Here is an 18,165-nt window from a genome sequence, read left to right on the forward strand (position 1 = left end):
TTTAATCAGGCCTGGATTATATAATTTATTGAAATAATCTGAGCCGCACGAGATGGGGCAGGCCATGGATCTTCATCAGCTCAGATGCTTCGTTGCTGTCGCCGACGAGCTCCATTTCGGCCGTGCCGCGCGGCGGATGGACTTGATGCCGGCAGCTTTCGGTCGCCACGTGCAACTGCTGGAGGAATCACTGGGCACTCGCCTTTTCGTCCGCACCACGCGCAGCGTCGCACTCACCGATGATGGAATGTCTCTGCTGACGGACGCGCGCACCCTGCTGCAAGCGGCCGACACGATGGCACTCCGGTTCCGCGAGCGGGTGCGGCTAAATGCGACGACGCTGCGCCTCGGGGCGGTGGATACCGCCGCAGCTGGCCTGGTGCCGATGCTTCTGCATGATTTCCGCGCCCAAAGACCTGACGTCGTCGTCGAGCTTGTGGAGGACAAGACGATTGGCCTGCTGCCGCGCCTGCTGTCCGGTCGGCTTGATCTCGCCCTTATCCGGCCGCCGACCCAGCTCGCCCGCCAAATTGAGCTGCGACATCTGCTGCGCGAAAGCGTGGTCGTGGCCGTTCAGAGCGACCATGCCCTCGCAGGGCGTGCATGCGTCACTGTTCACGAGCTGGCGGACGAGCCGCTGATCGTGCCCAATCGGCGCCTGCGCCCGCACAGTCACGATCTCACCATCAAGCTGTTCGCGCAGGAGGGGCTAAGGCCCATTATCACGCAAGTCGCCGGTGAGAAGCAGACGATTGTTGGGCTCGTCGCCGCCGGCCTCGGCGTTGCGTTGGTCCCGCGATGGACTTCGCGCATGGGCGTCGCCGGCGTGGCTTACGTGCCGCTCTCCTTCTCCGGGTCGGAAGAGCTGAACGTCCTGCCTTTGGCCGCTGCCTGGATGGGTGGCTCTCGCGACCCCATCCGCGATGAGATGCTGCAATTGCTGAGCGACAATCTCAGCCGCTACCGGGCCGAGGCTTAGGATGACTGCGGCTCATGTGCCTCCGCCATTCTCCACTATTCTCCGTGCCGGGTGACCACGAGCGCGCGCAGCGCGGTGACGGTGGCATCGGGCGCCGGCTCTGCGACAAGTCTGGGCGACTGCTGTGTGAGGCTTTGCGATGGAGAACTGACTAAGGACGATGACATCGCAATGGCTCATGCGTGCCGCAGCGGTCGCCACGCATGCATCATGGCCGGCGCCGTCACTGGCTTTATCCGCCGCTGTGCTCGAGCGAGACGTGCTGGCAGGTGTATCATCGACGGCCTACGTCGGCGGTTTCGTCGATGCCGCCGGCTTCATGGCGCGGGCCGGCCTGTTCGCCTCCCATGTCACCGGCAGATTCGTGCTAATCGGCGAGCAGCGTGCCACCGGCACTGACGGCGGCGGCACGCTGCTCGCCGCTGACGATCTTCGCGCAGGCGAGTGTCGACGCCGTCGACATCTGGCTCGGCACGAAGGTTGATCAAGGCAACCCGGCCAAGGGGCGCCTATGGTGCATGGCTGAGGCCGTCGGCAGCTTCTCCCTCGGGGCGCTCGCGGGCGCCGTAGGCTTCGCGCTCTTCGTCATCGCGTGCATCGCGATGCCGATCTTGGTGCTGCTCAATCTCTTCGCGCTGCTCGGACCAGAGACTGCCGGCAAGACGCGGGGCTTGAAGGCACAATCATCAAGCGCGCTTGTTCTTAAATCGAGGGCTGGTTGCAGCGAAAAGCTAGTGTCCGTTTGGGTTGAGGTCAGTTGGGCGTCAGAAGCGGAAGTTCACCACGGCGATGACGAATGGCCGGTTTGGGTGATATTCGGGATGGCGGCAGAGAAGAGCAAATGACCGCAATGGGGCCGAGAGCGGACTGTCCGGTTTGGGATGCCGCTTTGCAGATAGCAGCCGTTCTGCATCCGACCCCATCCCGGTCGTTCAGCGGCTCGTGAGTAGTCCCTGAAAGCTGCCAATCGTCTTGACTTCGCCTCTGGCACAGTTGGAGCCGAGAGCGGCATGTTCGCTTCTAATGACATGCTGCGTTCTACTTGGACGTCTCCGCTCCTTAGCCTGACTGTGTATCTGCCGCTTAAAGTCAACATTTTCATGTTAGCTCAGCTTAGGAGCCAGTGTGATTAGGCACAATTTTCTGTAATTCTCGGCAAGATTGCATCGCATCAATGGGGGTAAGATGTTGGACGACGAAAACCGCCGCCTCATAATGGATCGGCTTGGCGGGGCGGTGGATGATCTCGTAGCGGACTTGTACTCAGACACCGCAGGCGGTGTCAGTGTGGTGCAGGAAGCCGAGATCACGTCGCGATTGTGCCAGCGCCTGGAAGACAGGTTGGATAACTCGCAGGCAGGAGAATATATCTTTCGAGTAATAGCCCAGTCATTGCCGGATCGCGGCCCAAACTCGATGGAAAAGCTTTTCGGCGCGGACCTCTTCCTGTCGATCTCGCTCGATGGGGCTGACGGCTTTGACAAAGGCATTTTTATCCAGGCGAAGTATGACCGCAACATCAACCGCACCGAACTGAAAGATGCTTGCCGCCGTATGGAGGCAATAGCAGAACGCCAAGGCGTTTACGTCTGGGTGTATGAACCTGATGGCGTCAAAGTGCTGTCATCGCACCAGGTGGGTCAGATGAAGCAAAACTCTCTCGCCGGAATCCAACCACGGACGATGACCGGCTTCACTGGGCGCATCTTGGATTGTTATGCGGGCAGTCGAGCCTGGGGGATTCCGTCTATTGGAGACCGGCGCAAATTAGTAGCTGAACGCCTACTTGAAGCGAGAGCGAGCAATCTCCTGGACATCAAACTGAAAAAGGATCGAGGCTAACGACCGAAACGCCTGGTCGTCGTGACGGATAAACCCCATGCTTGTCGATATTTTTGCTCGCCGATACGAAGGAGTTCAGCTTCGTGCAGCGTTTGAAGAGCGGGACAGTCGCCTGCTTGTCCAATCGTTCCGTATCCTGGCGGAAGACCTGGCGCCTTATTATCTGGATGGTCAGGAGAACTCTGCATCCGTCAGTTTCTGGACGACGCTTGAAAGCAGCCTGTCACGCGAACTTGGCGTGAAAGAGCTTTCCCAACACTGGTCATATTATACCACCAACGGGCGATTTCAGACGTTCAAAAGTACCCTGCTTTCGGTCTGCGAGAAGTGGCTGACCCAGCCCCCTGCCGGTTCACCAGATACCCACTTAAAGGAGCGGTTGAGCCTCATCGAACTTGGCTTCCGCGCCAAGGAAGCCGATATTGCAGCAATGAATGCTAGGGATGTAACGGATGGCGAGAAGCTACTTGCCTCGCTCACCCGCCCAGGACTGAGAGTGCCTGGAAATCCAGAAGACGGTGCCCGCGCTCGACGCGCTATGCGAACAAAGGCATTTCAAACCGCTGTAGACGAATTGAACACTCGCTTCCGACAAGCCAGATATCCTTTGAATTACCATAACGGCTTCATTCAGATAGTGACCGACGATCTGGTGCAGATCGAGGTTGAGACCCCCTTTTGGTCTCTCCTAGCAGCCCCACAATGGCAAAACGTTGATATCGACATGAAAGAGGCGCTCGACCTCCGCGACAGCGACGGCAGGGACCCTGCTTTTTATGCGGCACGAGCGTTGGAAAGCACGATCAAAATCATCTCCGACACCAAAGGGTGGACGCACGGAAAAGAGAGGGGCGCCCACAATTATATTGATAACCTCTGCTCTAAGACAAATGCCTTCATAGTCCCTTGGGAAAGCGCCTCGATCAAAGACTTCTTCACCCACGTTCGAAATCCATTCGGGCATGGGGCTGGTAGCTCAACCATGCCGTCGCTGACGAGACCACAAACAGAATGGGCAATCGAGTTCAGTATGAGCTGGATAAAGAACCTAATCCGGCGCATGTAGTGGTGCTTGTCGGCTTCCGTATCTTCGCAATTGGCGCTTTCCTGAAAGGAAACGGCGGCTCTCAGGCGATGACACCTATTGCTTCAATGGCGGACATGAGGGCGCGCTGCTATCACACTACAGCATACTCCAACGTCGCCTTTTGCACGGATGCCGTCCAATACCGAACAGTCTCCTTCCCACCCCCAGCCGGTCATCGCAGCGGGAGATCCTCATCATCAGCGCAACGGCGCAATCGGGGCCGGGAGCTGACTGGCCGGTTTTGGCTGCCGTTGTGCATACAGCCTGAACCGCCCCGCGTTTTCTAGACGCCCTCGGCTTTGGCTTTGTACTGCCGTTCGAACTCGATGGGCGACAGCATCCCATTCCGTGCGTGCTTGCGGGTGGGGTTGTAGAACATCTCGATGTAATCGAACACGTCCCCGCGTGCCTCGTCGCGCGTGCGGTAGACCTTGCGGCGGATACGCTCGCGCTTGAGCAGGTTGAAAAAGCTCTCGGCGACGGCGTTGTCATGGCAGTTGCCGCGACGGCTCATCGACGGCTGCAGATCGTGGTGTTTCAGGAACGAAGCCCACTCCATGCTGGTGAACTGGCTTCCCTGGTCCGAATGCACCAACACACGCTCCTTCGGCTTACGTCGCCAGACGGCAGCCAGCAGCGCCTGAAGCACGACGTTGGTCGTCTGCCGGGCCTGCATGGACCAGCCGACGACGCGGCGGGAGAAAAGATCGATCACGACCGCCAGATAGGCGAAGCCCTCATGGGTGCGGATATAGGTGATGTCGGTCACCCAGGCCTTGTCAGGCGCCTCCACGTCGAACCGGCGATCGAGCGTGTTGTCGACGGCCAGGGACGGCTTGCCGGCATAGTGGCCGGGGCGGCGCTTGTAGCCGATCTGCGCCCGGATGCCGGCAAGTCGCGTCAGCCGCGCAACCCGGTTTGGGCAGCAGCTCTCGCCCATGTCCGCCAGATCGTCGTGAAGCTTACGATAGCCATAGACCTTGCCGCTCTCGCTCCATGCCGCGCGGATCAGCTCGATCTGTCGTTGGTCCTCCCGAGCGCGCCTGCTCAGCGGATCCTTCAGCCAGGCGTAAAAGCCGCTGGGCTGGACACGCAGGCACCGACACATGGCGCGGATCGAAAACTGCAGGCGATGCGCGGCGATGAACGCGTACTTCACTTTGCATCCTTGGCGAAGTACGCGGCCGCTTTTTTTAGGATGTCGCGCTCCTCCGTCACGCGCTGCAACTCGCGCTTCAGCCGGCGGACCTCGGCAGCCTGATCGTCATCGCGGGCCACGGCGGCAGGCTTGCCGTACCGTTTCCTCCACTCGTAGAGCGAGTACTTGCTGATCCCTAGCCGCGCCGCCACCTCCGCAACCGGATAGCCCCGCTCGGTGATCTGAAGGACCGCGTCGCGTTTGAAGTCCTCGGTGAAGTTCGCTTTGCCCATCGGGGCCTCCTTGCCTCAAAATTTAGGGAAGAAGGCGTCCAGGAATCTAGGGGCGGTTCATGCCGCTATCCGGCGACGATCCAGTTTCTGCTCTTGGCGCAACGTCGAAGGTCATACTGGCCGAGCGTTTAGTCCCAGCGTCACGGCGGCGGCCGCAAGGGTTGGAAGGGTGAAGCGATCGAGAAGCCATCCCGCGTACGGACGCGCCTCATGAGGTGAAAGGCGGCGTGTTCGATGGCTTGCGGGTCGGCAGTTGGCCCGATCACGAGTTGGCGAATACCGAGATAGATGTCTTCGACTGCAGGCAGGTCAAAGTTGACATAGGGGATTACTTTCGTCCCGGCCGGCCGGTCTAGGATCTGGCGTCCCCCCCCTAAGACGCCGCGAGGTTGCTCGACCGTGACGCAGCGCCACTCGACCTCCTCCGAGAATGCCGGGTGCTTGATGAATGCTGCTACCTCGGCGATCCAACGGTCAATAGCCGAAGTTTGACGACCGGAAATCAACATCCCCCTCACTTCTTCACCAAGCGTCTCGTCCTCTGAGTCAAGCTCTAGCTGCGCCGCTTGCTCAAGACGCGTGGGCAGCTCCCGGCAGCGCTCCCTGAGCCAAGACGAAAACCGTTCGTCCTCAGGCCGGCCGTACGCTTCGGCCCAGTAGTAGTGGACTCGGCCGCATACGAAGGCCTGTTCGCGAGCCCGCTCCATTAGGTGTTTGAGATCGAAGCCAATCGCGATTGCGCCGTCTCGTCGGCCATATGCTCGCCACTGTGAGAGCACGTTCCCCTTCCGGCAGAAGGACGCGGAGAGGACGTACCAAGTCCCGTGGCCGCGTATCATCATCGCGATCGATATCAGCACCCTCTGCCGGAGGTCTTCCGACCAGGTCTCCGTTCCCTCTCCGTAAGCTAGCACCATCTCCAGGATCTCAAGGCCGAAGGTGAACTCCGTCCGATCATTGAGGAAGCGGTAATCCGAAGCCCAGACCCCCTCACTTTCGATGATGCCACGAAGGCCGGAAAGATCGGTATAGTGATACACGAGGCGGTCTGAGATTCTGTTGTACTCGAGGCCAAGCCCGTCGAGTTGGACGAGGGCGAGGTGCCTCTCAAGAGCATCGTGTGCAGTGAGAGCGGTTACGGGACCTGTCGATCTCGGTAAGAGCATGCTTCCGATGTTCCAAGCGAAGGGATTGTGTTGTCTTAGGACTCAGACCGTCTTAACCCGGCGATCAACTGCACGTCAGACTCAGATGATGGATGATAACACGCGCGGTTTCATGTCCACGTTGCCGGCGCGATCGAATCTGGAAAAGACGGCGGTGGACGCACGCCGAATGCCTGCTTTCTGGCTCTCATCCAAGGTCGGCTTCTGGCGCAACCATGACCTCCAGAGCAGTAAACGAAACGTCTGCTTTCGGGAAATCGCAAGTCCGATCTCTGCGGCCGAGATGGCGGCGCGTTGCTGAACGAAGCCTCGCCCCTCTCGGCACAGTCTGATGCTGCCCCGTCGCAATGAACACAATCCTCAGCCCCCACTTATCAACGCACCGCCCTTACAATAGGGTGGCAACGTGGGGTGCTCATGGCCGCGTTTGATCTGGCAGAACTCAGAGACGATAGCTTCGTCATCCATTTCGGCGGAGAGGCGCACGACCTCGATGCTGAGACGTTCAGCAATACGCTGCTGGCATTGGCGGCAACCGTTGAAGCCATCAACTCCATTATCAATCCGGGCTTTTCCGCTGAACTCCGCGTCGAAGAAGTCGGTCCTGGCAGCTTCCGGGTACGCCTCCGGAAGACAACAGCATCGCTAAAGAATCTGTTTTCAGACCGGCGCGTCGAAGCCATCATTCTCTCGCTTGTTGCCAGCTTACTATACGATGCATTAAAGGGAGGCGCGCCGCCGCCCGTCATTGTCGTGAACACGAACGAGGTGATCGTCGAGTATCAAGGCAATACGGTCGTGGTGCCGCGGGTTGTGTATGAAGCGAAGGCAAAGGTCGAGAAATCTACTGAAGTACGACGAGGTTTGACGCGTACCATTGAAGCCGTTGAGAAGGATCCAAGGGTTTATTCATTTGGCATTACGGCCGACCTGTCAGACCCCGTTCCGCTTATTGAGATCCCTCGCGCCAAATTCCTACAGGTGAAAGAGCACCTGCAACCTCTGCCTGACACGGAACGCCGCTTCGTCGATGAGGAAACTAGGGTTGTCGTGCACAAAGCGGTGTTTGAGAAGTCCGGTCGGAAGTGGGAATTCATATGGCAAGGAAGACGAATTTCCGCGCCCATCAGCGATATGGCATTTTTCGATAGCCTGAAGTCGCGTACAATTTCCATTGCTCAGGGCGATACGTTTGATGCTGTGCTGCGCATCTACCAGTCACGAGATCCATTCTCGGGCGTATGGATGCACGATAGCTACGAGATCGTGCGAATGGGCACCAAGGTCGCCTCAGCCGATCCGACTGTAAAGCTTGATATCTGACTTCACTGCTGCCGGCCATTGACTGACCGCGATGGGCGTCCTCGCACGTAACTTCAAGGAGCCTCGCGGCGGGCTCTCTCAACCACCAGCAGCGGCGAGCGGGTCGTGTTTCGCATGTCGCAGCCGCAGGTCTCAATGGCCGCATCGACCTAGGGTGTAGGTCAAGACGTGTCACCGGCGGTCGAACTGGGGGCGTGTCCGCTATTGGGGTGCGCGGCTGCACGGCAAACGTCTGAAATCGGGGCGCTTTCCTGACAGATGGCTTCGGAGCCGATTGCGGTCTTTCCGGTTCCACCGCAAAAACGGAAAAAGCCCGACATGCTGCGTTTGACCGCATTGCGGCCGTCCACGCCCTGCCGAAGCCATGGCAGCTTCGACCGGCAGCGGTCGCTCGTTGAGTGAAAGCGGAGTGGCCGCTACCTCATCCAGCTTCGCCGCTTATCCTGCTCCTCTAGCATCGTTGAGTCGTTGATAAGGATGAGAGTCAAGGTTTCGTCGGGACCGGATCGCATGGTTTGTTCTTGCACCTCGAACCGATCAGCGTCCCTGCGATCAAACCATGCATCGGCTCCAATCTTCCGCGGAATGGAATCATCCTGATTCTCACCGAATTGAACGCCGAAGGCGAAGCTCTCTGCATGGAGGAAGTCTTGTGGGAACCACTTCTGTGGCACGCTGGGGGCGCGGGTGAACCATTTCCGGCCTTTGGGGCCGTGACAGACGAGGAGGGCGGGAGAGTGGTCGCTCTCGACGAGACGGATCGCGGTTGCGGGGCGGCTGGTTTTGAACATATCGGCGAGCGCGTTGACCGCCTTGAAGGTGAGCTTTCCCTGCTGACGGGCAAGCGGCTTGAAGAGGTAATGGGGCATCAGAAGATCGGCGGCGTAGCCGTCGGCCGCCCGTTCCGGCGACAGCGCGTCGCGCGGCCGGTACTCCTCAAGGCGGCAGGCAAGGCACTTGCCGCGATGATGGTGCCAATGCCCCAATTCGTGCGCGATCGAGAATCGCTTGCGCCGATAGGCGCTGTTGGCGTTGACGGTGATGATCGCCTCGTCGCCATGGCCGATGATCCTAGCCTCGCAGCCATCGAGCGGGCGAAACCGGACCCTTGCATTGACATGGTAGGCAATCGCCTCAAGGTCGATCTCGTCCGGTTCGGTGATCCCTAACTCCTGAAGGAGCCGTTCGGCATGCGAGACCGCCATCAGGGCTTTCCGCCCTGGTCGTCGGGAGGAAGGGCCCCAAGCTCCCGCAGGTCGTCGAGCATTCCGAGAATGTCGTGGTCGGAAAGCTCGCTCTCTTTCCGCGCGGCGAGCGTCACCCGCTGGGGGATGCCTGGCGTATTCGCGACGGCGCGCAGCCGCATACGCGCCGCCTCCATGTCGATCGGGCCGGACGACGCGACCGGCACCGGACTGCGGCTCGCGGCGGCACCTGCCTTGGCGGCGGCGAGGCGCTTCTTGTTAGCGACTAGGACGCTCTTATCGAAGAGCTCGCGCATTTCGGCCGCGTGGCGATCGGGATCGCCGTGCGTGTCACGGAGTTCGGCCAGAATGTCCTCGTCGGACGTGTTGAGAATGTCATCGACAAGGGCATCGGCCAGCCGGTTGAGCGCATTACGCTCCTTTTTGTCGTTGCCGGTCATGGCTTCCATCCCTCGGGGTACTGCTTGTCAATCCTGCGGCGGATCAGCTTGCGCTTGCTGTCGTAGGCGGTCTTGTCGAGACCGGACAACTCGCGCAACTCCTCCGCATTCATCTCCTCCATCATGCCTTCGACCATGATCTGGGCGACCGGATCATCGTCGAAATTGGCGAGAATATTCCGGCGAAGAAGACCGGCCTCCTCCTCGTCAATCAACCAGTCCTCGGCGGAGAGCGCCGGATCGGGATAGTTCACGGCTTTCGGCAAGGCCTCGCCGGTCTTGGCGACGATCGAAACCAGCGGCAGCCGGTGTTCGACCTTTTCACCCTCGCCATCGGCGATGCTGCGCATGGCCTCGGCAAGGAACTTCACTACATCGACGTGGGCCGGACAGGTGCGGCCATCAAGGGCGCGGACGAACGCCTCCTGTAGGAGGTCTTTCGGCCCGATCTGGGGCCGTGCGTAGTAATTGGCGACTTTCCGCAGGCGCGCCCAATCGGCGGACGTGAGGGTGCGGATCGCGTCGGCGATCTCGTCACGGTTGCGATGGGTGGCGACCTGGCCTGAATTCACGCCATGGCACTCCTTTCGATTTTAGTATGCGGGAAGAAAACCGTCGCGCGGACATGCGCGGCGATGTCCGCGACCGGCTCCGGCTTCCGCATAGGGAGTCAGGACGCAATTCCGGCCTTGCCCGGCCCAGCGTCGAAACCGGTCAAGGAGACCCATATGATCTATGCAATCAACTACGATCTGAAGCGTCCGGGCCAGAATTATGACGCGTTATACGACGCGATCAAGAACTGCGGCTCGTCGTGGTGGCATTTTCTCGGATCGACCTGGCTGGTCGATACCGGCCTCGATGCCAAGGGCGTCTGGGACCGCATCGCGCCGCACGTCGACAAGAACGACTTCTTCCTCGTGATCGGCGTGACCCGCGAATACCAAGGCTGGCTGCCGCCGGAAGCCTGGAACTGGATCAATAGCCGCCAGCTGAAGATGGCGGCGTGAGGAGACCAACATGCGCGTTCAAGGTGCCGTAATCCGCGAGCAAGGGCAGACCTTCGCCGTCGTCATCGTCAAGCCGCACGTCGTCCAGAACCGTGCGGCGGCGGCCGATGCCATTCAGGGCTTCACGCCGGTCTTCGGCGTACCCGTCGTTTTGATGGCGCAGGATGGGCGTGGCCGTCCGACCTTCTACGGTCGCTCCGACATCGCCAAGTTCATGTCCGGGGTGCCGCTGCATGCAATCCCATGGCGGGAGTACACGATCAACTGACTAGTGGCATACTGCCATTTTTGGCGGTGGGCATACTCGTAGACGGCCCACCGCAATTCCAATCTACCAATTGATATATTCGTGCGCGTTACCCTTGCTCCCATTCTCTCCGTCTGATGCCAGAGGCTAAGAATCCGTTTCTGGGCTCTGAACAAAGCCCAAGCAAGGAGAGTCGACTTCCGCTTTGAGCGTCGCACGACCGCCAGCGGTGGGTCTGCGATGTCCGCTTCCGGGAAGCGTCAGCGTCAGCTTTAGCGACTGACACCGGGGCGCAAAGCAGACGTCGCTGACGGGGCCCTTAATGGGCGCTATAGGTCAACTTCGGCCTCCTCCGTCTCTCTCTGTGCCTACAACATCCTCCTCGATCTCCTGCCGCAGCTGTGGCCCTTTCGCCAGGCGCCGGCCGAGCGCGCGGGTGTATGCTGCGTAGCGCTCGGAGAGCTTAGCCCGCGCGGCCTGGGCCGCGGGTTCGGGCAGCGCGGGGGTGGTGGCGAGCCAGAAGCGGATGAAGGTGGCGAAAGCCTCGGTCGAGATGCCGAGATCCCGCTCCAGCCGCGCGAGACGACGATCGATCTGACCGAGGCGCCGAGCAAGAGCGGCCTCTTGGCGCTCGGCGCTGTCGGGTGACAGGAAGGAGGCGATCGCGGCCTGAGCGATCAGGGACATGGACTGGTCGCGCTGGGCGGCGTAGTGGGCCAGCATGTCCATGATGTCGGGCTCGAGATAGACGGAGATCTGCGCTTTCTTCGTGCGACCTGCCATGGCGATCACAGCTCCATGCCGTCATTGGGATTGAGGCTGACCTGTCTGGCCACGCCTTGCATGAGGCCGGTCATGCGCCGGTTGCGAGTGGCGATGTCCTCCATCTCGTCGTCGCGATCCGTGTCGAACTCGAACTCGAACTCGTTCTCGATGGGCTGGCTTTTCTCGACAGGCTTCACGCGGCTGAGCTCGGGCTGATGCCGGTGCTCGGAGCCGGTCGGATCATCGTCTCGACTTTCGACGGCGGCGCTCTTGCCGGCGCCGCTCCGGGGGCTGGGCACCGGAAGCGCAGTCCAGTCATCGTTTTGGACGGTCGAACTGCGAGAGCGCGTTGGCGGCGGCAGGAGCCGGTCCCGGAGGCGCGCGTCCTCGTAGTAGCGGGCCTTCTTTGCTCGGATAGGCGGGGTGCCGGCGACCATGACGATCTCGTCCGTGGGCGGCAGCTGCATGATCTCGCCGGGGGTGAGCAGCGGGCGGGCGGTCTCCGAGCGGGACACCATGAGATGGCCGAGCCAGGGCGAGAGACGGTGGCCGGCATAGTTCTTCATCGCCTTCATCTCGGTGGCGGTGCCGAGCGCATCGGAGACGCGTTTGGCGGTGCGCTCGTCGTTCGTGGCGAAGCTCACGCGGACATGGCAGTTGTCGAGGATCGAGTTGTTCGGCCCATAGGCCTTCTCGATTTGGTTCAGCGACTGGGCGATGAGGAAGGCTTTCAGGCCATAGCCGGCCATGAAGGCCAGCGCGGACTCAAAGAAGTCGAGGCGGCCGAGCGCGGGAAACTCGTCAAGCATGAGCAGCAGCCGATGGCGTCCGCCCTTGGCCTGCAGGTCTTCGGTGAGGCGCCGGCCGATCTGGTTGAGGAGGAGGCGGATCAGCGGCTTGGTGCGGTTGATGTCGGAAGGTGGCACCACGAGGTAGAGCGTTGTCGGGACCTTACCGCCGACGATATCGGCGATGCGCCAGTCGCAGCGCCGCGTCACCTCGGCAATCACCGGATCGCGGTAGAGGCCGAGAAAGGACATGGCGGTGGAGAGCACGCCCGAGCGTTCATTGTCGGACTTGTTCAGCAGTTCGCGGGCGGCGCTGGCGATGACGGGATGAGGACCCGCCTCGCCGAGATGGGCCGTCTTCATCATGGCGTCGAGCGTGGTCTCGATCGGCCGCTTCGGATCGGAGAGGAAGGCGGCGACGCCGGCGAGCGTCTTGTCCGTCTCGGCATAGAGCACGTGGAGGATGGCACCGACGAGCAGCGCGTGGCTGGTCTTTTCCCAGTGGTTCCGCTTTTCCAGCGAGCCTTCAGGGTCCACCAAGATGTCGGCGATGTTCTGGACGTCACGCACTTCCCATTCGCCGCGGCGCACCTCGAGCAGCGGGTTGTAGGCGGCGGACCTGGCGTTGGTCGGATCGAACAGCAGCACGCGGCCATGCCGGGCGCGGAAGCCGGCGGTGAGGTGCCAGTTCTCGCCCTTGATGTCATGGACGATCGCCGATCCCGGCCAGGTCAGCAGCGAAGGCACAACCAGGCCGACACCCTTGCCGGAGCGGGTCGGCGCGAAGCACAGCACATGCTCGGGCCCGTCATGGCGCAGATAGTCCCGTTCATACCGGCCGAGGACGACGCCATCGGTGCCGAGGAGCCCGGCAGCGCGAACCTCCGCCTTTTCTGCCCAGCGCGCCGAACCATAGGTCTCGACCTTTGAGGCCTCCCGCGCCCGCCACACCGACAGGGCAATGGCAACCGTGATGGAGAGGAAGCCGCCGGAGGCGGCGATCAGTGCGCCTCGGAAGAACACGTCCGGTGCATAGGCGTCGAAAAAGTACCACCACCAGAAGAAGGCCGGCGGATAGTAGACCGTCAACCCGAGCCACTCGAACCATGGCGCACCCAGCTGCGCCTGAAAGCCAAGGGTCCAAGCCACATATTGTGTAGCGCCCCAGATGGCCGCCAGCACGATGAGCAGGACGGCGAGGATCTGCCCCCAGAGGATTTTCGTCGCCGACATGGTGATGGTCCTTCTCTCGGGTCAGAGGCCAAGGCCGCGCTTGCGGCCGAAACTCCAGTCCACGCCACCATCGTCACGGGCGACGCCGGAGACATGCTTGCCGAGCTGGCGTTCCAGCGAGGGCGACCAGGGCACGAGCTGGAATCCGAGCCCGTCATCGAGCATGGCGAAGCGACCGGACGCGAGCACAAGGCGCTGGCGGTAGGTGCCGGCGACATACTCGCCGGTGCCGGACTTATTGAACGGCAGGCCGGTCTCTGCGGCGAGCTTCTCTCCCACGGCCTCCAGTTCCCGGCGGCGGAGCGTGTCGATGAGATTACGGACGAAGACGATCCGCCGTCCCTGCCGTTCGGCCAGACCCTCGCGGATGAGATGCTCGGCGCGTCGGTCGAGTGCCTGGCTCACCTCGGCGCCGAAGCCGCCATCCGACAGAGCGATGGGGTCACGCGCAATGGCCTGTCGGTCGAGCCAGGTGGCGCCGGTGGCCGTGACCTGGTGGGCGAGATCCAGATCGGAGCGCACTGCGAGCGCCACGCGCCGTTTGCCGTGCGCGTCGTCGAATGTGCGCAGATCGACGATGGAGCCCGGCGCGCCATCGCCAGCGGCATCAAGGTCGGGCAGCCGGATGTGATGGGACCGCCCGTCCACGCCATCGACGATGGCATAGGCAGAGGCGTGGAGTTCATCATCGAGACCGCGCGCGACCAGCCGGCCGATGACGGGCACGTCGAGGCTCTCGGCGGCGAGGACATAGCTCGCGGTGCCGCGCTCGATCCCCCGCTCGGTCAGGGCGCGGTGCATGCGCTTGATGATGTCGCCGCGCTCACCGAACGCGCGTAGGGTGGCCTCGGCTTCCGGCTCCATCATCCATTGGGCGTTGCCGATCTCCTTGGCGAGGCCGAGCGTCTCGAGTTTGCGAAGGCGCCCGATCTTCAGCGCATGGTGTTCGTCCGGCTGTCGCCCGGGGACGGGCGCCATGTCCATGATGCCGCTTTCCCGGGTCTCGCGGAGAAGGTGGCGGTCGAGCTCTGTCCAGCGCTCGGCCTCGATCTGGCGTTCCAAACTTCGGTGGATATCGAGTTCGGTGCGGGGGCCGAGCTCCTGGGTTATCAGGTCACGGGCGCGATCGCGCATACCCTCCTTAATGTAGTCGCGGGAGATCACGAGGTCCTGGCCGTCGTCGCGGCGACCCCGGACGATCAGATGGACATGGGGATGCTCGGTGTTCCAGTGATCGACGGCGACCCAGTCGAGACCGGTGCCGAGGTCCTTCTCCATCTGACGGGCGAGATCGCGGGTGAAGGCCCGCAGGTCCTCCATCTCCAACGCATCGTCAGGCGAGACGATGAATCGGAAATGGTGGCGGTCCTCGCGGCAGCGCTCGGTGAAGGCGTCGACATCCACGCTCTCGATCTCGGGACCGAACATTTGCGCCTTTTCACCGTCACGGGTCACGCCCTCGCGGCGGAGATAGGTGAGGTGCTGGCCCAGCGAGCCGGCACGGGCTGCGTGTCTGACGACGCGTGCCTTCATCACGGCGCCGCGTGAGCGCGACGTGATCCGTCGGCTGGCCTGAAGGCTGGCGACCTGTCCGCTGCCGAAACGCAAGCGGTTGCCGGAGGTGACCTTGCCGAAGCGAGAGACCCCGCCGCCGGCCTTCCGGGCTGCGGCGAGCGCTTGGGCGACGAAGGGGCGGGCCTGCTGGGCGCTGGTCGAGCGGATGCGGCCGGGACGGACGCGGAACTCGCGGTCATCGCTCATGGCGAAGCCTCGCAATGTGCAGAATATCGTTGATGCAGTGCCATTTGCGGCACGCGCAAACCTTGTGGTTCGGCTCCGCAAGGTGCCGAAGTCGCAGAAAAGACGTGCAGAAACAACACCCCGACCGCCGCGCAATGTGCGCTCTTTTATCCTGCCATCGTGCGGTCGTGATTCCTGTTCCACGCCTCCTCCCCCTCCATGGAGCGCCAGAGCCCGACAGGGCGCGAAAGTGGGTCAGCCTCGTCATGGCGCGCTCCGTGATGGCAACGGTGTAACGAAGAGCGCTCCGGATCGCGGCGCGAGGAGCGTGGCATTGGCTGGATCGCTGCGCGCGGGCGGCGCGGCGAACAGCGGCGCCTCGCGCCAGCTTTGCGCCATTGGCCGCCCCAATTCGGTGGCGCCAGCTGCAGACTCTTTGTCGATGATCGGCGCCAGAGCCGCGATGTACGTGCGTGTCTCCGGCGGGAGCGGCTTGCCGGCAAGCGACGCCTCATAGCGCGCAGGCCCGGCATTATAGGCTGCGAGCATGGCGCGGATGCTGCCATAGCGGTCATGGAGCTGGCGCAGATAGGCGGCGCCGGCGAGTATGTTGTCGCGCGGGTCGAACGGATCAGCGCCGAGACCGTGATGGACGCGAAGCTCGTTCCAGGTCGTGGGCATGATCTGCATCAGCCCCATGGCACCGGCCGATGAGACGGCGCGCGGATCGCCGCCGCTCTCGGCTTGCATGACCGCACGGATCCAGCCGGCCGGAAGCTCGAAGCGCTGCGCAGCCTCGTCGATATGGGCGGCGTAGGACGTGACGGAGTACGCCGCAGTTGGCGTCAAAGGTTGCGCGCTGGCAGAGCCAGGCGATGCACCGCCGGTCAACAGTCCGGATGCGAGAAAGAGCGCAGCGCGACGCATGTCAGCGCACCGCCGCGCGCCAGATGAAGTCACTGTTGCCGGCTTCATCCGTGAGGAGTGGCATTGCACGGCCGATGACGGTGCCGTCTGAAATCGGCCCGAAATACCGTCCGTCGAGACTGTCGCTGACGTCCGGGTTCATCAGGAATAGATGTCCGGGAGCGATACGCCGGCAGCCCTGCCAGACCGGCAGGTCTCGGCCCACGCGATCGCGCCGACGGGCTTCGCCGAGTGGCACGCCATCGACGGTGATGGCGTTGCCGAGGCGACAGACATCCTGTCCCGGAAGCCCCATCACGCGCTTCAACATAGGCGTGCCTTCGCCGATATAGCCGCGCCCGATGAGGAACGCGGCGAGCGGCGATGGCGGCATCACCGCGACCAGATCGGTGATCTCGAGAGCATCGGCCGGGTGGAGAGAATAGAGTCCGACAGGAACGCTCGCCGAGACATTCCAGATCAGCTTGAGCGGCGTCGGCAGCGTGGCGGCATAGGCCATACCGACGCTGGCGACCGTCGTCATGATCACATAGGCGGCGCGGTTCATTGTCCGCACTCCCGCCGTTTCAGCCACGCCTGATGACGCTCTATCGTGTAGGCGCGTGGCTCGAAGCCGACGCTGATGCGATGGGCGACATGCCCCCAGTGATCAGGGGCGACGGTTGCTGCATCGATGCCGATCGCCTCGATGGCGTCGATGTGCTGCAGGATTTTCTCGACCTTCGGCCAGCCATCCACCCGCAGCAGAATCTCGCCGCCGGGACGCACGAAGGGCAGCGTCTGGTAGCCCTCGCCCGGCGCCACGCAGCGCACGATGTCGAGGCGGGAGGCGACGGTGCCGAAGTCGTTCGACGCCCACCGGACAAAGGCGAAGATGCAGCCGGGAGGGAAGGAGAGCATGCGCCGGCGGCGATCTAATAGCTGCTCATGCGCGTGATGGCCGAAGCGGATCCAGTTCTCGATGCGCTTCTCGATATGGGTCAGCTCGACATGGGGCATGGCATCGGATGGGGGCACAGGAGCGAATGCCGTGCTTGCCGCAGGGGATGCAAACGCCGCGCTCATGGCTGGTCTCCTGGTGTGGGAGGGAATTCGCGCGCGAGCAGGTCGCGCAGCATCTCGGCGACGGTGACGCCGCGGCGGAAGGCGGCGACCTTGATCCGCCCGCGCAGGTCGGGCGTCACATCGATGGTGAGGCGCGCGGTGAACGGGGCGCCGGGCCGGTGTTCGGTTGAGACATCGGCCGCCTTGATCCAGTGCTCGGGATCAGCCGGTCGGGAGGCAAAGTCGCTGCGGATCGGGCGCTCGCTCATGGCGCGCGCCTCCCGAGGTCGAGACCATTGATCTCGGCGGCGAGCGCAGCGATCTCGCGCGTGGCTGGCCCCGCATCGTCGCGCTCGAAGACGAGACGGCCGGATAGCGCGGCCGCCGCAAAGGCGATGCGCTGACCGATGGTGCTGGCGAGCACCGGGGGATCATGGTCAGCCAGCGTCCGTGCGGTCTCGCGGGCGAGAACGGTACGCGCGCCGCAGCGGTTCAGGACGAACCGGACCAACAGCGCCGGGCGGTAGATGCGCGCCTCGCGGATCAGCGCCAGCATCTCGGCCGAGGCCCATCCATCGAAGGGCGAGGGCTGCACGGGGATCAGCACCAGATCGGCAGCGAGCAACGCCGAGCGCATCAGCCCGGCGACGCGGGGCGGTCCATCGATGACGATGTGATCGGCGCCACGCGCAAGCTCGGGCGCCTCCCGGTGCAGGGTGTCGCGGGCGAGCCCAACGACACCGAACAGCCGTGGCAATGCCTCACGGCTGCGCTGCTGCGACCAGTCAAGGCTGGAGCCCTGTGGATCGGCGTCGATCAGGGTTATCCGCTGTCCCTGCCGAGCCCATTGCCCGGCGAGATGCAACGCCAGCGTCGTCTTGCCGACCCCGCCTTTCTGGTTGAGGAGCGCGACGATCATGGCGCGCTCCGCACGTTCA

General features: G+C 62.5%; 22 protein-coding genes. 9 read left to right on the top strand and 13 right to left on the bottom strand.

Features of this window, described 5'->3' with window-relative positions; all coding sequences use genetic code 11:
• Positions 1 to 64 precede the first annotated feature (64 nt).
• The 5 genes from AncyloWKF20_RS18245 to AncyloWKF20_RS18260 all read left to right on the top strand — a co-directional run bounded on the left by AncyloWKF20_RS18245 (position 65) and on the right by AncyloWKF20_RS18260 (position 3,887).
• A complete protein-coding gene (locus AncyloWKF20_RS18245; RefSeq protein WP_279315376.1) occupies positions 65 to 979 on the top strand; it encodes a LysR family transcriptional regulator in 915 nt (304 codons plus the stop codon).
• Positions 980 to 1,157: 178 nt separating this feature from the next.
• Positions 1,158 to 1,463 carry a DUF1275 family protein gene (locus AncyloWKF20_RS21365; protein ID WP_347710394.1) on the top strand — a complete coding sequence of 102 codons (306 nt, stop codon included), beginning with the start codon at positions 1,158 to 1,160 and terminating at the stop codon, positions 1,461 to 1,463.
• Complete coding sequence (locus tag AncyloWKF20_RS18250) at positions 1,363 to 1,824, top strand: hypothetical protein (protein ID WP_279318051.1); 462 nt, start codon at positions 1,363 to 1,365, stop codon at positions 1,822 to 1,824. The genes AncyloWKF20_RS21365 and AncyloWKF20_RS18250 overlap by 101 nt, the downstream gene beginning before the upstream one ends.
• Positions 1,825 to 2,164: 340 nt before the next feature.
• A complete protein-coding gene (locus AncyloWKF20_RS18255) occupies positions 2,165 to 2,821 on the top strand; it encodes a hypothetical protein (protein ID WP_279315377.1) in 657 nt (218 codons plus the stop codon).
• A 37-nt stretch (positions 2,822 to 2,858) separates the two neighbouring features.
• On the top strand, positions 2,859 to 3,887 hold the full coding sequence (locus AncyloWKF20_RS18260) for a hypothetical protein (protein WP_279315378.1): 1,029 nt from the start codon (positions 2,859 to 2,861) through the stop codon (positions 3,885 to 3,887).
• A 304-nt stretch (positions 3,888 to 4,191) separates the two neighbouring features.
• On the opposite strand, the gene AncyloWKF20_RS18265 is transcribed toward AncyloWKF20_RS18260, so the two are convergent.
• A protein-coding gene (locus AncyloWKF20_RS18265) for an IS3 family transposase (RefSeq protein ID WP_279314132.1) occupies positions 4,192 to 5,339 on the bottom strand; the annotation gives its coding sequence in 2 pieces (ribosomal slippage) (positions 4,192 to 5,105 and positions 5,105 to 5,339; 1,149 coding nt in all).
• Positions 5,340 to 5,479: 140 nt separating this feature from the next.
• Complete coding sequence (locus AncyloWKF20_RS18270) at positions 5,480 to 6,505, bottom strand: DUF2971 domain-containing protein (protein WP_279315379.1); 1,026 nt, start codon at positions 6,503 to 6,505, stop codon at positions 5,480 to 5,482.
• A gap of 85 nt (positions 6,506 to 6,590) precedes the next feature.
• On the opposite strand from AncyloWKF20_RS18270, the gene AncyloWKF20_RS18275 reads away from it, so the two are divergent.
• Together AncyloWKF20_RS18275 and AncyloWKF20_RS18280 are read left to right on the top strand one after the other, a co-directional pair.
• A complete protein-coding gene (locus AncyloWKF20_RS18275; RefSeq protein WP_279315380.1) occupies positions 6,591 to 6,806 on the top strand; it encodes a hypothetical protein in 216 nt (71 codons plus the stop codon).
• 116 nt (positions 6,807 to 6,922) lie between these two features.
• Positions 6,923 to 7,828 carry a hypothetical protein gene (locus AncyloWKF20_RS18280; RefSeq protein WP_279315381.1) on the top strand — a complete coding sequence of 302 codons (906 nt, stop codon included), beginning with the start codon at positions 6,923 to 6,925 and terminating at the stop codon, positions 7,826 to 7,828.
• A 416-nt stretch (positions 7,829 to 8,244) separates the two neighbouring features.
• Here AncyloWKF20_RS18280 and AncyloWKF20_RS18285 read toward each other — a convergent pair whose 3' ends face one another.
• From AncyloWKF20_RS18285 to AncyloWKF20_RS18295, 3 genes are read right to left on the bottom strand one after another with little or no spacing between them, the layout of a single operon-like run.
• The gene (locus tag AncyloWKF20_RS18285; protein WP_279315382.1) at positions 8,245 to 9,033 is read right to left on the bottom strand and encodes an ImmA/IrrE family metallo-endopeptidase; all 789 of its coding nucleotides are present in this window, start codon (positions 9,031 to 9,033) and stop codon (positions 8,245 to 8,247) included.
• Positions 9,033 to 9,473 (bottom strand): hypothetical protein, encoded by a 441-nt coding sequence (locus AncyloWKF20_RS18290; protein ID WP_279315383.1) that lies wholly within the window; start codon positions 9,471 to 9,473, stop codon positions 9,033 to 9,035. The genes AncyloWKF20_RS18285 and AncyloWKF20_RS18290 overlap by 1 nt, the downstream gene beginning before the upstream one ends.
• Complete coding sequence (locus AncyloWKF20_RS18295; RefSeq protein WP_279315384.1) at positions 9,470 to 10,045, bottom strand: RNA polymerase subunit sigma-24; 576 nt, start codon at positions 10,043 to 10,045, stop codon at positions 9,470 to 9,472. The genes AncyloWKF20_RS18290 and AncyloWKF20_RS18295 overlap by 4 nt, the downstream gene beginning before the upstream one ends.
• Positions 10,046 to 10,048: 3 nt before the next feature.
• On the opposite strand from AncyloWKF20_RS18295, the gene AncyloWKF20_RS18300 reads away from it, so the two are divergent.
• Complete coding sequence (locus AncyloWKF20_RS18300) at positions 10,049 to 10,483, top strand: hypothetical protein (RefSeq protein WP_279315385.1); 435 nt, start codon at positions 10,049 to 10,051, stop codon at positions 10,481 to 10,483.
• 10 nt (positions 10,484 to 10,493) lie between these two features.
• Complete coding sequence (locus AncyloWKF20_RS18305; protein ID WP_279315386.1) at positions 10,494 to 10,751, top strand: hypothetical protein; 258 nt, start codon at positions 10,494 to 10,496, stop codon at positions 10,749 to 10,751.
• A 315-nt stretch (positions 10,752 to 11,066) separates the two neighbouring features.
• Here AncyloWKF20_RS18305 and AncyloWKF20_RS18310 read toward each other — a convergent pair whose 3' ends face one another.
• The 8 genes from AncyloWKF20_RS18310 to parA all read right to left on the bottom strand — a co-directional run bounded on the left by AncyloWKF20_RS18310 (position 11,067) and on the right by parA (position 18,146).
• Positions 11,067 to 11,513: a CopG family transcriptional regulator gene (locus AncyloWKF20_RS18310; protein WP_279315387.1), complete on the bottom strand. Its 447-nt coding sequence runs from the start codon at positions 11,511 to 11,513 to the stop codon at positions 11,067 to 11,069.
• Positions 11,514 to 11,518: 5 nt separating this feature from the next.
• Positions 11,519 to 13,516 carry a conjugal transfer protein TraG gene (locus AncyloWKF20_RS18315; RefSeq protein WP_279315388.1) on the bottom strand — a complete coding sequence of 666 codons (1,998 nt, stop codon included), beginning with the start codon at positions 13,514 to 13,516 and terminating at the stop codon, positions 11,519 to 11,521.
• A gap of 21 nt (positions 13,517 to 13,537) precedes the next feature.
• Positions 13,538 to 15,277: a VirD2 family relaxase/mobilization nuclease gene (locus tag AncyloWKF20_RS18320; RefSeq protein WP_279318023.1), complete on the bottom strand. Its 1,740-nt coding sequence runs from the start codon at positions 15,275 to 15,277 to the stop codon at positions 13,538 to 13,540.
• Between the two features lie 243 nt (positions 15,278 to 15,520).
• Positions 15,521 to 16,183, bottom strand: a complete 663-nt coding sequence (locus AncyloWKF20_RS18325) for a lytic transglycosylase domain-containing protein (RefSeq protein WP_279315389.1) — start codon at positions 16,181 to 16,183, stop codon at positions 15,521 to 15,523.
• 1 nt (position 16,184) lies between these two features.
• Positions 16,185 to 16,730, bottom strand: coding sequence for a conjugative transfer signal peptidase TraF (gene traF / locus AncyloWKF20_RS18330; RefSeq protein ID WP_279315390.1), 546 nt, complete (start codon positions 16,728 to 16,730; stop codon positions 16,185 to 16,187).
• The gene (locus AncyloWKF20_RS18335) at positions 16,727 to 17,248 is read right to left on the bottom strand and encodes a DUF2840 domain-containing protein (RefSeq protein ID WP_279315391.1); all 522 of its coding nucleotides are present in this window, start codon (positions 17,246 to 17,248) and stop codon (positions 16,727 to 16,729) included. Before AncyloWKF20_RS18335 ends, traF begins: the two co-directional genes overlap by 4 nt.
• Complete coding sequence (locus AncyloWKF20_RS18340) at positions 17,245 to 17,496, bottom strand: hypothetical protein (RefSeq protein WP_279315392.1); 252 nt, start codon at positions 17,494 to 17,496, stop codon at positions 17,245 to 17,247. Before AncyloWKF20_RS18340 ends, AncyloWKF20_RS18335 begins: the two co-directional genes overlap by 4 nt.
• The gene (gene parA, locus AncyloWKF20_RS18345) at positions 17,493 to 18,146 is read right to left on the bottom strand and encodes a ParA family partition ATPase (RefSeq protein ID WP_279315393.1); all 654 of its coding nucleotides are present in this window, start codon (positions 18,144 to 18,146) and stop codon (positions 17,493 to 17,495) included. Before parA ends, AncyloWKF20_RS18340 begins: the two co-directional genes overlap by 4 nt.
• Positions 18,147 to 18,165 lie beyond the last annotated feature (19 nt).

The sequence above is a fragment of the Ancylobacter sp. WKF20 genome (assembly GCF_029760895.1).
Lineage (GTDB): Bacteria > Pseudomonadota > Alphaproteobacteria > Rhizobiales > Xanthobacteraceae > Ancylobacter.